Annotated in this window: 12 protein-coding genes; 5 read left to right on the top strand and 7 right to left on the bottom strand. The window is 71.0% G+C overall.

From position 1 onward, the window contains the following. Positions 1–242 precede the first annotated feature (242 nt). Complete coding sequence (locus C593_RS0103135) at positions 243–917, bottom strand: Crp/Fnr family transcriptional regulator (RefSeq protein ID WP_018845857.1); 675 nt, start codon at positions 915–917, stop codon at positions 243–245. Between the two features lie 293 nt (positions 918–1,210). Between C593_RS0103135 and nth the strand changes: the two genes are divergently transcribed. From nth to C593_RS0103120, 3 genes are all read left to right on the top strand, one after another. Continuing rightward, positions 1,211–2,053 (top strand): endonuclease III, encoded by an 843-nt coding sequence (gene nth / locus C593_RS0103130; protein ID WP_078521142.1) that lies wholly within the window; start codon positions 1,211–1,213, stop codon positions 2,051–2,053. An 82-nt stretch (positions 2,054–2,135) separates the two neighbouring features. Further along, on the top strand, positions 2,136–2,864 hold the full coding sequence (locus C593_RS0103125) for an NUDIX hydrolase (protein WP_078521140.1): 729 nt from the start codon (positions 2,136–2,138) through the stop codon (positions 2,862–2,864). 116 nt (positions 2,865–2,980) lie between these two features. After that, positions 2,981–4,180, top strand: coding sequence for a MarP family serine protease (locus C593_RS0103120; protein WP_018845854.1), 1,200 nt, complete (start codon positions 2,981–2,983; stop codon positions 4,178–4,180). 66 nt (positions 4,181–4,246) lie between these two features. On the opposite strand, the gene C593_RS33555 is transcribed toward C593_RS0103120, so the two are convergent. The 5 genes from C593_RS33555 to acs form a co-directional block, all read right to left on the bottom strand. After that, positions 4,247–4,435: a hypothetical protein gene (locus tag C593_RS33555; protein ID WP_078521138.1), complete on the bottom strand. Its 189-nt coding sequence runs from the start codon at positions 4,433–4,435 to the stop codon at positions 4,247–4,249. Between the two features lie 144 nt (positions 4,436–4,579). Then, positions 4,580–5,527, bottom strand: coding sequence for an alpha/beta fold hydrolase (locus C593_RS0103115; RefSeq protein WP_018845853.1), 948 nt, complete (start codon positions 5,525–5,527; stop codon positions 4,580–4,582). 90 nt (positions 5,528–5,617) lie between these two features. Beyond that, on the bottom strand, positions 5,618–6,124 hold the full coding sequence (locus tag C593_RS0103110; protein WP_018845852.1) for a phage holin family protein: 507 nt from the start codon (positions 6,122–6,124) through the stop codon (positions 5,618–5,620). A gap of 75 nt (positions 6,125–6,199) precedes the next feature. Next, positions 6,200–7,618: a Na+/H+ antiporter NhaA gene (gene nhaA / locus C593_RS0103105; protein ID WP_018845851.1), complete on the bottom strand. Its 1,419-nt coding sequence runs from the start codon at positions 7,616–7,618 to the stop codon at positions 6,200–6,202. Between the two features lie 217 nt (positions 7,619–7,835). Beyond that, positions 7,836–9,791: an acetate--CoA ligase gene (acs, locus tag C593_RS0103100; RefSeq protein ID WP_018845850.1), complete on the bottom strand. Its 1,956-nt coding sequence runs from the start codon at positions 9,789–9,791 to the stop codon at positions 7,836–7,838. A 421-nt stretch (positions 9,792–10,212) separates the two neighbouring features. On the opposite strand from acs, the gene C593_RS0103095 reads away from it, so the two are divergent. Beyond that, positions 10,213–11,493 carry a hypothetical protein gene (locus C593_RS0103095; RefSeq protein WP_018845849.1) on the top strand — a complete coding sequence of 427 codons (1,281 nt, stop codon included), beginning with the start codon at positions 10,213–10,215 and terminating at the stop codon, positions 11,491–11,493. Between the two features lie 104 nt (positions 11,494–11,597). Here the strand turns inward: C593_RS0103095 and C593_RS0103090 are convergent, their stop codons facing one another. After that, complete coding sequence (locus C593_RS0103090) at positions 11,598–12,584, bottom strand: nucleotide-binding protein (RefSeq protein WP_018845848.1); 987 nt, start codon at positions 12,582–12,584, stop codon at positions 11,598–11,600. A gap of 101 nt (positions 12,585–12,685) precedes the next feature. Between C593_RS0103090 and C593_RS0103085 the strand changes: the two genes are divergently transcribed. Then, positions 12,686–13,516, top strand: a complete 831-nt coding sequence (locus tag C593_RS0103085; protein WP_018845847.1) for a Fic family protein — start codon at positions 12,686–12,688, stop codon at positions 13,514–13,516. Positions 13,517–13,751 lie beyond the last annotated feature (235 nt).

Raw genomic sequence — 13,751 nt, 5'->3', positions numbered from 1 at the left:
GACCTTCCGGCGTGTCCTGCTGAGCGGGGCGCGCTGATCGCCGGGCGCTTCGCGGGTGTGGCCGGCTGCGTCCCTGTGGTCAGCGCCCGCGAGGTCGGGTGCCGGTCACCTTCGACGCGGTCGGCGCCGCCCGCCGGGCACGCCCCGGGCACCCTCGAAAGGCCCGGCCCCGGGCGCGCGAAGAGGCCGCCCGCGTACTGCGGGCGGCCCCTCGGCGTTCGTCGGTGCGGCGGCGCGCGCCGTCAGCGGGAGCGCTTCGCCAGGCGCTCGACGTCCAGCAGGATGACCGCGCGGGCCTCCAGCCGGAGCCAGCCGCGCTGGGCGAAGTCGGCCAGTGCCTTGTTCACGGTCTCCCGGGAAGCGCCCACCAGCTGGGCCAGCTCCTCCTGGGTGAGGTCGTGGACGACGTGGATGCCCTCCTCCGACTGCACGCCGAAGCGGCGGGACAGGTCGAGGAGCGCCCGGGCGACACGCCCCGGCACATCGGAGAAGACCAGGTCGGACATCTGGTCGTTGGTCTTGCGGAGCCGGCGCGCGACGGCGCGCAGCAGCGCGGTGGCCACCTCGGGGCGGACGTTCAGCCAGGGCTGGAGGTCGCCGTGGCCGAGGCCGAGCAGCTTGACCTCGGTCAGCGCGGTGGCGGTCGCCGTGCGCGGGCCCGGGTCGAAGAGGGACAGCTCACCGATCAGCTCGCCCGGGCCGAGGACGGCGAGCATGTTCTCGCGGCCGTCGGGGGACGTGCGGTGGAGCTTGACCTTGCCCTCCGTCACCACATAGAGGCGGTCGCCGGGGTCGCCCTCGTGGAAGAGCGCGTCGCCACGGGCGAGCGTCGCTTCACTCATCGAGGCGCGCAGCTCCGCGGCCTGCTCGTCGTCGAGCGCCGCGAAGAGCGGGGCGCGCCGCAGAACGTCGTCCACGAGTTCTCTCCTTGTCGACCTGCTCAGGGGACCAGTCCCCCATGATGCCGGACCCTGCTGCTCTGTCCTGGGGACACGGTGTCCCGCGGCGGCATCGTCGGGGATACGGACCCCGGTAGTAAACAATCGTGCGATCAATCACAACAAGTTTGACGTACGGGCGCGTCCATCCGTGCGGCAGGGGCCCGATTGGGTCGTGATTCCCGGGGACCGGCGCGGATGTCGGTGGGGGCGCTTAGGCTGGCCGGGTGTCCAAGTCGCCGGTGAGAGTGCAGGCCGAGAGGGCGGGGAGTGTGTCCGGGAAGCAGGATTCCGCTGTGGGCGAACAGGTGTCGCCCGGTCCGGGTAAAAGGAAGAAAGCGGACAAACCGGAGTCCCGGCTGGCTATGGTCCGCCGCGCCCGCCGGATCAACCGCGAGCTCGCCGAGGTCTATCCCTACGCCCACCCCGAGCTCGACTTCGAGAACCCCTTCCAGCTGCTGATCGCCACGGTCCTGTCGGCCCAGACCACAGATCTGCGGGTCAACCAGACGACACCGGCCCTCTTCGCGGCGTACCCCACCCCCGAGGACCTGGCCGCCGCCGTGCCGGAGAAGGTCGAGGAGCTGATCCGGCCTACCGGGTTCTTCCGCGCCAAGACCAAATCGATCATGGGGCTCTCCAGGGCCCTGCGGGACGACTTCGGCGGCGAGGTGCCCGGGACGTTGAAAGACCTGGTCAGCCTGCCCGGCGTCGGCCGGAAGACGGCGTTCGTGGTGCTCGGCAACGCCTTCGGGGTCCCCGGGATCACCGTCGACACCCACTTCCAGCGCCTGGTGCGCCGGTGGAAGTGGACCGACCAGGACGACCCGGTCAAGATCGAGGCGGAGATCGCCACGATCTTTCCCAAGACGGAGTGGACGATGCTCTCCCACCGGGTGATCTTCCACGGCCGCCGCATCTGCCACGCCCGCCGCCCGGCCTGCGGCGCCTGCCCGATCACCCACCTCTGCCCTTCCTTCGGGGAGGGAGAGACCGACCCGGAGAAGGCCCGCAAGCTCCTCAAGTACGAGCTCGGCGGCCAGCCGGGCCAGCGGCTGAAGCCGCCGGCCGACTACCCCGGGAAGCCGGCCCCCGCCCTCGGTGCGCCGGGGTGAGCCGTCGGCGCACGGCGGGCCGCGCGCGCCCGCCGGAGGAACGATCCCGGCGGCCTCGGGCGTTGAGCAGCAGGGGGTGCCCATGACGCGTGCGGGAGAAGAGACGTACCGGGCCAGGGAGCGGTCCGGCCGGAGCGGTGCCGGCCCGGTGACGGTGACCACCGAGGGTCTGCCCGAGTGGCTGGACCCGGTGGTCCGCGCCGCCGAGACGGTCGAGCCGCGGCAGCTGAGCAGGTTCCTGCCGCCCGAGGGCGGCGAGGGGCGGCAGTCCGCGGTGCTCGTCCTCTTCGGTGAGGGGGCGAGAGGCCCGGAGCTGCTGCTGATGGAGCGGGCGGGCACCCTCCGCTCGCACGCCGGCCAGCCCTCGTTCCCCGGCGGCGCCCTCGACCCGGAGGACGGCGATCCGGCGGGCGCCGGGCCGCTGCGGGCCGCCCTGCGTGAGGCCGAGGAGGAGACCGGACTCGACCCGTCCGGTGTCCAGACCTTCGGCGTCCTGCCCCGGCTCTACATCCCGGTGAGCAGTTTCGTGGTCACGCCCGTACTGGGATGGTGGCGCACCCCCAGCCCGGTCGGAGCGGTCGACCCCGCGGAGACCGCGCGCGTCTTCACCGTGCCCGTGGCGGATCTCACGGACCCGGCGAACCGCGCGACCGCCGTGCACCCGAGAGGGTACGCGGGGCCCGCGTTCCTCGTGGAAGACGCTCTGGTCTGGGGTTTCACGGCGGGGGTCATCGACCGGATCCTGCACTTCGCAGGCTGGGAGCGCCCGTGGGACCGCGACCGGGAGGTCCCGCTGGACTGGCACGCATGACAGGCTGACCCGGACACGAGCGCAACCCCGGGGCGCACAGACGAAGCGGCCGCGCCGCGGACCCGGACCACCAGCCGGACACGGAGCACCCGGCGACGACACAGCGAGGCTGAAGAGTGAACGTGCTGGACATCCTGTTGCTGGTCGCCGCCGTATGGTTCGCGATCATCGGATACCGGCAGGGGTTCGTCGTCGGCATCCTCTCCGTGATCGGGTTCCTCGGCGGCGGGCTCGTCGCCGTCCACCTCCTCCCCGTGCTCTGGAGCGCGGCCACCGACGATTCCGAGGTCTCCACCGCGGCGGCCATCGCGGCCGTCGTCATCGTGATCGTCTGCGCCTCGGTGGGCCAGGCGTTCACCACCCACCTCGGCAACAAGCTGCGCACCCACATCACCTGGTCGCCGGCGCGCGCGCTGGACGCCACCGGCGGCGCCCTGGTCAACGTCGTCGCGATGCTGCTGGTCGCCTGGCTGATCGGCTCCGCGCTGGCGGGCACCTCCCTGCCCACCCTCGGCAAGGAGGTGCGTGGCTCCAAGGTGCTGCTCGGGGTCTCGCGGGTGATGCCCGATCAGGCGTCCACCTGGTTCACCGACTTCTCCTCCGTCCTCGCGCAGAACGGTTTCCCGCAGGTCTTCAGCCCCTTCGCCAACGAGCCCATCACCGAGGTCCAGGCCCCGGACCCGGCCCTCGTCGGCAGCCCCGTGGCGGCGCGCGCCAAGCAGTCCATCGTCAAGGTGGTGGGCACGGCGCCGAGCTGCGGCAAGGTACTGGAGGGGACCGGGTTCGTCTTCGACGAGCGCCGGGTCATGACCAACGCCCATGTCGTCGGCGGAGTGGACGAGCCCACCGTCCAGATCGGCGGCGAGGGACGGCTCTACGACGCCAAGGTCGTCCTCTACGACTGGCAGCGCGACATCGCCGTGCTCGATGTCCCCGACCTCAGGGCCCGCCCCCTCCAGTTCACCGAGGAGGACGCGCGCAGCGGCGACAGCGCCATCGTGGCCGGCTTCCCGGAGAACGGCGCCTACGACGTGCGCTCCGCCCGAGTGCGCGGCCGGATCAACGCCAACGGCCCGGACATCTACCACCGGGGCACCGTCCGCCGCGATGTGTACTCGCTCTTCGCGACCGTCCGTCAGGGCAACTCCGGCGGACCGCTTCTCACCACCGACGGCAAGGTCTACGGCGTGATCTTCGCCCGATCCCTGGACGACGCGAACACCGGATACGCGCTGACCGTCGACGAGATCCGCGAGGACATCGAGCGGGGCCGGACCGCGAACCGTCAGGTCGACAGCCAGGGTTGCGCCCTGTGAGGACCGCCGTGAGCCGGGGCCACGGCCCGCTCGCGGCCGGGCCCGCCGGAACGGGCCCGGCCCCGGTCAGGCGCGGGTGTGCCGGAGTCGCGCCGACACCCAGCGGGCGCGGCGCCTGAGGATGCGCGGAATGCCGATCCCCTGTCCGGGGTGCTGATGGCTCCCGCCCGGGGAGTCACCCCTGTCGTGGGTGATCGGCCTCTCGGCCGATCTGCGGGTGCGTGCTGCGTCACCGTAGTCGTGCGTCCAGCCCATACTCGGACGTCTGCCCGGGCCCCAAGGTCGGTAACCGCCGGGAGCGCGGCCAATTGGCCTATGCGCCAGGCATTTGGCTGTTCGTAGGACAACCGTTCGTCCGGGCTTCCCGGGCGTGCGGCCGATCGGCCGGAACCGTGCGGTTCAGCGGTCCGGCTCGGGGTCCTTCAGCCAGCCGATCAGCTCGTTCGAGAAGGCCACCGGATCCTCCTCGTGCGGGAAGTGGCCGAGACCGTCGAACAGCCGCCAGCGGTAGGGGGCCTCGACGTACTCGCCCGATCCCGCCGAACTCCTGGTCCGCATCGCCGGATCGAGCGACCCGTGCAGATGCAGCGTCGGCACCCGGACCGGGCGCTTCATCCGGCGGTTGAACTGGATGCCGTCGGGCCGCGCCAGCGAGCGCACCATCCACCGGTAGGGCTCGATCGAGCAGTGCGCGGTCGACGGGATGAGCATCGCGCGCCGGTAGACGCCGATCGCCTCCCGGTCCAGCGGCTGGGGCCCCGACCACTCCTCGATCAGCCGGCCCGTCAGTGCGGCGTCGTCCGCGACCAGTTGGCGCTCAGGAACCCAGGGACGCTGGAAGCCCCAGATGTGCGACCCGGCGCGGGTCTGCCCGAGGTCCGAGAGCATCGCGGAGCGCCAGCGGCGCGGATGCGGCATCGACGACACCACGAGACGGCGCACCAGCTTCGGCCGCATCACCGCCGCCGTCCACGCCAGGTAGCCGCCCAGGTCGTGGCCGACCAGCGCGGCGTCCGGCTCCCCGAGAGAGCGGACGACCCCGGTGATGTCCAGCGCCAGGTTCGCCGGGTCGTAGCCGCGTGGGGTGCGGTCGCTGCCGCCCACACCGCGCAGGTCCATGGCGACCGCCCGGAAGCCCGCGTCCGCGAGGGCCGGCAGCTGGTGGCGCCAGGTCCACCAGAACTGCGGGAACCCGTGCAGCAGCAGCACCAGCGGCCCGTCGCCCATTTCGGCGATGTGGAAGCGGGCGCCGTTGGCCGCCACGTCGCGATGGGTCCAGGGACCGTCGACGCGGACGGGGCTCGCCGAGGCGCCGAAGCCGCCGGGGCCGGTTTCAGGGTCAGTCATGCCGATGAGCGTGCCACACGCGGGCCGCCCGCGTTCGCCGCGCCCCGGCCGGACGCCGTGCGGGCGCGGGCGCGGGCCGTCCGCGTCCGGTCACACGCGGACCTTCTGCTCGATGGCGACGGGGCTGTCGACGCCCGGCAGCGCGACCTGGGTGTCGGCGGTACGGGGGTGGGGCTTGGCGTTCTGGAGCACGGCCGCCGACTCCTTGGCCGAGGCGACCGCCTTCTGCGGGCCCTTGCCCTGCTTGGCCTTCTTCATGAAGACCACGCCGATCAGCGCCAGCAGCAAGGCGACGATCACGTTGACCGCGAAGGAGAGCAGGAAGCACAGGGCCATGTTCCAGCCGGTCCACGTCCGGAAGCCGTAGGCGAGCGCGAAGCTCAGCATCGGCAGCGAGAACAGCAGCACGGTCGCGGCGAGGAGGAGGACCACCCCGCCGATGCCCGCCTTCTTCACGTCCTGCCGGAGCTGGGCCTTGGCCAGTGCGATCTCGTCGTGCACCAGTGCGGACATCTCGGCCGTCGCCGAGGCGACCAGCTGGCCGATACTGCGGTCGGCGCCGACAGCCTTCGCCGTGGTGTTGCCGGGGTCGCTCATCGCTGACTCCCTCTCCCGTGTCTGCGGTCCGTGCGTGGTCGTACGTACGCGTGCGTACGACCGTCCGATGTCAGATCATGCCGGACTGTCGCCGCCATCGCCCGCTGCCCTTGCCTCCTCTGCCCTCCGGCGGTGCTCGGCCGCCTTCTCCTCGTGGATCGCGGCCATGCGCAGGTGGTACGCGGGATCGTCCTGCTCGTAGATGTCCGGGACCCCCGACATGTCCTCGTCGCGCTCCTCCTCCTCGTACATGGCCTGGTACCTGCGTACCCGCAGCTTGAGGAGAATCCCGGCGAGGACTGCGGCGATCAGGGAACCGACCAGGACCGAAGCCTTCACCTCGTCCGTGAGCGCGGCGTCGCCCTCGAACGCGAGCTCGCCGATCAGCAGGGACACGGTGAAGCCGATGCCGGCGAGGGCGGAGAGCGCGAAGACGTCCGGCCACCTCAGGTCCGCGTTGAGTTCTGCCTTGGTGAAGCGGGCGGTGAGCCAGGTGCCGCCGAAGATGCCGAACGCCTTGCCGACGACCAGGCCGAGCACCACACCCAGGGTCTCCGGGCGGGTGAACACCTGGGACAGCGACCCGCCCGTCACGGCGACGCCCGCGGAGAACAGCGCGAACAGCGGCACCGCCAGTCCTGCCGACAGGGGGCGGACCAGGTGCTCGATGTGCTCGCCGGGCGACGCCTTCTCGCCCTCGCGGCGGGAGCAGCGCAGCATCAGGCCCATCGCCACGCCCGCGATGGTCGCGTGCACGCCGCTGTTGTACATCAGGCCCCAGACCACGAGGGCGAGCGGGACGTAGACGTACCAGCCCCGCACGCCCTTGTGCAGCAGCAGCCAGAAGAGGGCCAGGGCGGCGACGGCTCCTCCGAGGGCGGCGAAGTTCAGGTCGCTGGTGAAGAAGACCGCGATGATCAGGATGGCGAAGAGGTCGTCCACGACGGCGAGCGTCAGCAGGAACGCCCGGAGGGCGGACGGCAGCGAGGCGCCCAGCACCGCGAGGACGGCGAGGGCGAAGGCGATGTCGGTCGCGGTGGGCACGGCCCAGCCGTCCGTGGACCCGCCGCCGGTGAGGTTGACCGTCAGGTAGACGAGGGCGGGCGCGATCATGCCGCAGAGCGCGGCGACGACCGGCAGGGCTGCTGCGCGGGGGTCGCGCAGTTCGCCCGCGACGAGCTCACGCTTGAGTTCCACGCCCGCGACGAAGAAGAAGATCGCCAGAAGACCGTCCGCGGCCCAGTGCTGAACCGACAGATCGAGTCCGAGAGCAGCGGGGCCGAAGTGGAAGTCCCGTACCGCCTCGTAACTGCCGCCGAAGGCGTTCGCCCAGACGAGTGCCACGATGGCGGCGACGAGCAGGAGGACGCCGCCGACCGTCTCGGCGCGCAGGGCGTCGGCGACGAACGTGCGCTCGGGCAGGGGAAGGCGACCGAGGAACTGGCGGGGAGTGCGGGGCGCGGCCACGGGGGAGACCTCCGGGTCGGATGGCATGGCTGAACAGTTGCCGACCAGACTTCCCGGCGCACCATGAAACAGCTTCACGTCGTTGACGCGCCTTTACTGTACCCATACGAACTGTTCGGGTGGATCATGGCCATGTCATACGGGCCGGTCGCCGGTGCAGGCGGCGGGATCGTGCGCGTGGCACGGGCCCCGTCGCCGGTGCGGCGACGGGGCCCGGTGCTCTGCGGCGGGAAGCGGTGGAGTATCAGTCCTCGCTGCCCGCGCTCGGCAGCTTCGTCTGGATGAGATCCATCACGGAGGAGTCGGTGAGCGTGGTGACATCGCCCAGCTCGCGGTTCTCGGCGACATCGCGCAGCAGCCGGCGCATGATCTTGCCGGAGCGGGTCTTGGGCAGCTCCGCCACCGGCAGGATCCGCTTGGGCTTGGCGATCGGGCCGAGCGTCGCGCCGACGTGCGCGCGCAGCTCGTCGACCAGGCCCGCGTCCTCGCTCGCGGTGCCCCGCAGGATGACGAAGGCGACGATGGCCTGCCCGGTGGTCTCGTCGGCGGCGCCGACGACCGCGGCCTCGGCGACCTTCGGGTGGGAGACGAGGGCTGACTCCACCTCGGTGGTCGAGATGTTGTGGCCGGAGACCAGCATCACGTCGTCCACCCGGCCGAGCAGCCAGATGTCGCCGTCCTCGTCCTTCTTGGCCCCGTCGCCGGCGAAGTAGCGCCCCTCGAAGCGCGACCAGTAGGTGTCGATGAAGCGCTGGTCGTCGCCCCAGATGGTGCGCAGCATGGACGGCCACGGTTCGGTGAGCACCAGGTAGCCGCCGCCCCCGTTCGGGACCTCGTTCGCCTCGTCGTCCACGACGGTGGCGGCGATCCCCGGCAGGGGCCGCTGGGCGGAGCCCGGCTTGGTCTCGGTGACGCCCGGCAGCGGGGAGATCATCATGGCGCCGGTCTCGGTCTGCCACCAGGTGTCGACGACGGGGGTCTTGCCGGCACCGATGTTCTCCCGGTACCAGATCCACGCCTCGGGGTTGATGGGCTCGCCCACCGAGCCGAGGACGCGCAGGCTGGACAGGTCGAACTTGGCGGGGATGTCGTCGCCCCACTTCATGAAGGTGCGGATCGCGGTCGGCGCCGTGTAGAGGATGGTGACGCCGTACTTCTGCACGATCTCCCAGAACCGGCCCTGGTGCGGGGTGTCCGGGGTGCCCTCGTACATGACCTGCGTCGCGCCGTTGGCCAGGGGCCCGTAGACGATGTACGAGTGGCCGGTGACCCAGCCGATGTCGGCCGTGCACCAGTAGACGTCCGACTCGGGCTTCAGGTCGAAGACGGCGTGGTGGGTGTAGGCGGCCTGGGTGAGATAGCCGCCGGAGGTGTGCAGGATGCCCTTGGGCTTACCGGTGGTGCCCGAGGTGTAGAGGATGAACAGCGGGTGTTCGGCCTCAAAGGGCTCGGGAGCGTGCTCGGCGGACTGGCGGCCGACGATGTCGTGCCACCACACGTCCCGGCCCTCGGTGAAGGCGGTGTCCTGGCCGGTGCGCCGGACGACGAGCACGTGCTCGACCTGGGGGCAGCGGCTCACGGCCTCGTCGATGGCGGGCTTGAGGGCGCTGGGCTTGCCGCGGCGGTAGCCGCCGTCGGCGGTGATGACCAGCTTGGCGTCGGCGTCCTGGATGCGGGAGGCGACGGCGTCGGCGGAGAAGCCGCCGAAGACGACGGAGTGGGCGGCGCCGATGCGTGCGCACGCGAGCATCGCGACCGCGGCCTCGGGGATCATCGGCATGTAGACGGCGACCCGGTCGCCCTTGCGGACGCCCAGCTCGGTCAGGGCGTTGGCCGCCCGGGAGACCTCGTCCTTGAGCTCGGCGTAGGTGAGGGAGCGGCTGTCACCGGGCTCGCCCTCGAAGTGGATCGCCACCCGGTCGCCGTGCCCGGCCTCGACATGGCGGTCGACGCAGTTGTACGCGACGTTGAGCGTGCCGTCCGCGAACCACTTGGCGAAGGGCGGGTTGCTCCAGTCCAGGGTCTCGGTCGGCTCGGTGGCCCAGTCGAGCCTCCGCGCCTGCTCGGCCCAGAAGCCGAGCCTGTCCGCCGCAGCCCGTTCGTACGCCTCGGCCGTCACGTTGGCGTTCGCGGCCAGCTCGGCCGGCGGCGCGAACCGCCGCTCTTCCTTAAGAAGGTTGGCCAGGCTCTCGTTGCTCACGACATCTCCCTTTCCCAGGGCGTCTTCTGTGCGTATGTGTCCCAGGCCATAGCTCATCAGCCGCGGGGCCGGGTGACAAGGGCCTTCGGGTAATTGGTTTAGACCTGTGCGCGTCTTTCGGGCGCCCGGCGGTGCGGGGTCGAAGCGCCTCGCACCGCCGGACGGCGGTGCCCCGGCCCCGAGCGGTGGGGAGGGGTGCCATCCCTTCTCACGGCCGGGGTGTCCGCGCGGTTCAGCCGCATGGCGGACCCCGCGGACACGCAGGGCATTCGGGCAAATAGGGCAATCACTCACCTGATGTGGTGATTAGTGATTTCATCGCGGCCCGTCGCCCCCTCCCCTTCGCCCCCTCGGTGCGACCTTGTCGGCTCCACGACACCGCCATCAGACAGTCGTATCGGCATATGAAAGAGGTGGGCGGATGCTGGCCGTCACGAAGGTCACCAAGAGAACCGTCGCCGTCGGCGCAGTCGCCGCGGCCCTGATCGCCGGGCTCGCGGGGTGCTCCACGTCCGGCGGTGACCGGGGCGGGAGCGGAAGCGAGCCCGGCGCCCAGGCGGGGAAGGAGGGCGTCGCGGCGCCCAAGAGCGCCGTCCGCCTGATCGGTGACGGGTCCACCGCCTTCACCGGCGCCCAGCCCAACCTGCTCAAGCCCAAGCGCCTCGCGCCGGGCGAGAAGCCGCCCCAGTTCGTGGTCTTCTCCTGGGACGGCGCAGGCGAGGACAGCCAGAAGCTGTTCTCCCGTTTCCGCGCGGTCGGCAAGAAGTACGACGCGACGATGACGTACTTCCTCAGCGGCGTCTACCTCCTGCCCGAGGAGAAGCGGGCCCTCTACGAGCCCCCGCAGCACGCCGCCGGCCGCTCCGACATCGGCTTCAACGACGTCGAGGGGATCAGGAACACCGTCCGCGAACTGCGCGCCGCCTGGCAGGACGGCAATGAGGTGGGCACCCACTTCAACGGCCACTTCTGCGGCGCTGACGGGGGGGTGGGCACCTGGTCGGTCGACGAGTGGAAGAGCGAGATCGCCCAGGCCAAGTCCTTCGTGAAGAACTGGAAGACCAACGCCGGCCTGCCCTCCGCCGATCCGCTCCCCTTCGACTACGACAAGGAACTCATCGGCGCCCGCACCCCCTGCCTGGAAGGGCAGGAGAACTTCATGCGCGCGGCGAGCGAACTCGGCTTCCGCTACGACACCAGCGGCGTCAACGACCAGGTGTGGCCGCAGAAGAAGCACGGCCTGTGGGACGTCTCCCTGCAGATGGTCCCGGTCCCCGGGCGCGCCTTCGAGACGCTGGCGATGGACTACAACTTCCTGGTCAACCAGTCGGTCACCACCCAGGGCGACCCGGCCATGCACAAGGTCTGGGGCAACCAGATGCGTGACGGGCTCCTCCGGGGCTTCGAGCGCGCCTACAACGGCAACCGGGCTCCCATGATCATCGGAAACCACTTCGAGTCGTGGAACGGCGGCGTCTACATGGACGCCATCGAGGAGACCATCGCCACGGTCTGCGTGAAGAGCGACGTCAAGTGCGTGTCGTTCCGTCAGCTCGTGGACTGGCTCGACGCGCAGGACCCGCTGGTCCTGGAGAAGATGCGGCAGCTGAAGGTCGGGGAGGCGCCGAAGGGTGGCTGGGCGCAGTTCCTGGCGGCGCCCCCGGAGGCGGCCGCTCCGCCGGCTCCCAGGTCCGGCCGGTAGCCGAACAGCCGGGCCGGGCACCGGACGTGCTCCTATGCCGGGGCGCCGGATGCGTTCCGCACGCGGGGTGGTCGCGGCGACACCGTGACCACCCCGCCGCATGGTCAGCCCGGCTGGGGGACGGCCGCGTGCTCGCCGAGCACGAACGAGGGGTCGACCTGGGCGGCCAGGTCCGCCCCCGTCTTCGCGTTCCCCCAGCTCTCCGCGTTCCGCAGATGGAAGTGGACCATCTGCCGGGTGTAGCGCTCGGGGTCCCGCCGTTCGTACGTGGCGTCGGCCGCGGACCTCAGGACCCGCAGCGCCTCGCGGTTCCCCGACTCAAGGCGGTCGAAGTGCGGCGGCCGGCCCTTCTCCATGGCGCGGACCCAGTCCGAGTGGCCGAAGGTCACCAGGAGGTCGTCGCCCACCTCCTCGCGCAGGAAGTCCACGTCCTCGGGGCCCTGCACCTTGTTGCCCACGACCCGCAGGGCCACGCCGAAGTCCCGTGCGTACTCCTTGTACTGGCGGTAGACGGACACTCCCTTGCGGGTCGGCTCGGCCACCAGGAAGGTCATGTCGAAGCGGGTGAACATCCCGGAGGCGAAGGAGTCCGAGCCGGCCGTCATGTCGACCACGACATACTCGCCGGGGCCGTCGACCAGGTGGTTGAGGCACAGCTCCACCGCTCCGACCTTGGAGTGGTAGCAGGCGACCCCGAGATCGGACTCGGTGAACGGGCCGGTCGCCATCAGCCGGATCCCGCCGTCGTCCAGGGCGACCCGGCGGGCGCACGCCTCGTAGACCGGGTTCTCCTCCTGGACCCGCAGCAGCCGGGACCCGTGGCCGGGTGGAGTCGTCTTGATCATGGTCTCGGCCGAGGTGATCCGGGGATTGGTCCCCCGCAGATAGTCCTTGATCAGCGGAAGCCGGGCCCCCATGGCGGGCAGCGCGGCCGCCGCCACCTCGTCCAGACCGAGTGCGGCGCCGAGGTGCTGGTTGATGTCGGCGTCCACGGCGATGACCGGGGCCGACTCGGACGCGAGGTGACGGATGAAAAGCGACGACAGGGTGGTCTTCCCGCTGCCGCCCTTCCCCACGAAAGCGATCTTCATGTTCACCTAGGGTAGCCGCACGGATGCACATGGTTGTCAAGTGCGTGAAGAAGACCACTCCAAGGTGGGGTCCCGGGCGCGGGCGCGTAGCCTCGCTGGTTATGAGTACGAACGCCTCGTCGACCGATCCGCTCGCCGCTCTCGGCGCGCTCCCGGGTGTCACGGACTCCGTGGACTCCGTCCGCAAAGCCGTGGATCGGGTCTACGAGCACCGGGTCATGCGCCGGCGCAGCAACGAGATCACCTCCGAGGCCGCGCTGCGCGGAGCCCGTGGCTCCGCCGCCCTGTCCGGGGCCGACTGGGCCCTCGAAGAGGTGCGCAGGCGCACCGACTTTGGCGGTGAACCCGAGGCGCGCACCGTCGGCGCCGCCCTGCGGCTGACCGCCGAGGCCGGTCAACTGCTCTCGATCTGGCGGCAGTCCCCGCTCCGGGTCCTGGCCCGCCTGCACCTGGTGGCGGCGAGCGGGGGCGCGGACGACACCACGGTGGGGCGTCCGCGGCTGGCCGGTGAGCAGGTCGACGAACCCCTCGTCGAGACGGCCCTGCCCGACGCGGACGAGGTCGCCGGACGCCTGGACGGACTCGCGGAGCTGATCGTCACCGGCAGCTCGGCGCCCGCCCTGGTCTCCGCGGCGGTCGTGCACGGGGAACTGCTCGCCCTGCGGCCGTTCACCTCGCACAACGGGCTCATCGCCCGGACCGCCGAACGCATCGTCCTGATCGGCAGCGGACTCGACCCCAAGTCGATCTGCCCGGCCGAGGTCGGGCACGCGGAGCAGGGGCGCGCGGCGTATCTCGCCGCCTTCGAGGGCTATCTTTCCGGGACGCCGCAGGGGATGGCCGCGTGGATCGCCCACTGCGGGCGGGCCGTGGAGCTGGGGGTGCGGGAGTCGACCGCGGTCTGCGAAGCGCTTCAGCGGGGCGCCGCCTGAGCCCGTGCGGATGCGCTCGGACACAGAGATGCGGCGGTACCTTGTGGTACCGCCGCTGGCATGTCCACCCAGTTACCAAGCGTCCTCTTGTATGCGCCCATCAGGTCGGGTTCTTTGCCCGTCACCTGGTGTGGCTGGCCCGTAATCGACGGGTCGACGTCGCGTGGGTGCTCGGCTTCCATGCATCGGTCCGTGGGGCCTTTGTGCGTATTAAAGGTGATCCTTTCGGATGTCC

Source organism: Streptomyces sp. CNT372 (assembly GCF_000377145.1).
Note: the sequence above shows the minus strand (reverse complement) of the source record. Positions and strands in the feature narration are given on the sequence as shown.

Excerpts from the sequence above, each read along its gene's own strand:
- C593_RS0103125 (WP_078521140.1), top strand. The coding sequence starts at position 2,136 with ATGACGCGTGCGGGAGAAGAGACGTACCGGGCCAGGGAGCGGTCCGGC.
- C593_RS33555 (WP_078521138.1), bottom strand. The coding sequence starts at position 4,435 with ATGGGCTGGACGCACGACTACGGTGACGCAGCACGCACCCGCAGATCG.
- C593_RS0103115 (WP_018845853.1), bottom strand. The coding sequence starts at position 5,527 with ATGACTGACCCTGAAACCGGCCCCGGCGGCTTCGGCGCCTCGGCGAGC.
- C593_RS0103110 (WP_018845852.1), bottom strand. The coding sequence starts at position 6,124 with ATGAGCGACCCCGGCAACACCACGGCGAAGGCTGTCGGCGCCGACCGC.
- nhaA (WP_018845851.1), bottom strand. The coding sequence starts at position 7,618 with ATGCCATCCGACCCGGAGGTCTCCCCCGTGGCCGCGCCCCGCACTCCC.
- C593_RS0103095 (WP_018845849.1), top strand. The coding sequence starts at position 10,213 with ATGCTGGCCGTCACGAAGGTCACCAAGAGAACCGTCGCCGTCGGCGCA.
- C593_RS0103090 (WP_018845848.1), bottom strand. The coding sequence starts at position 12,584 with ATGAAGATCGCTTTCGTGGGGAAGGGCGGCAGCGGGAAGACCACCCTG.
- C593_RS0103085 (WP_018845847.1), top strand. The coding sequence starts at position 12,686 with ATGAGTACGAACGCCTCGTCGACCGATCCGCTCGCCGCTCTCGGCGCG.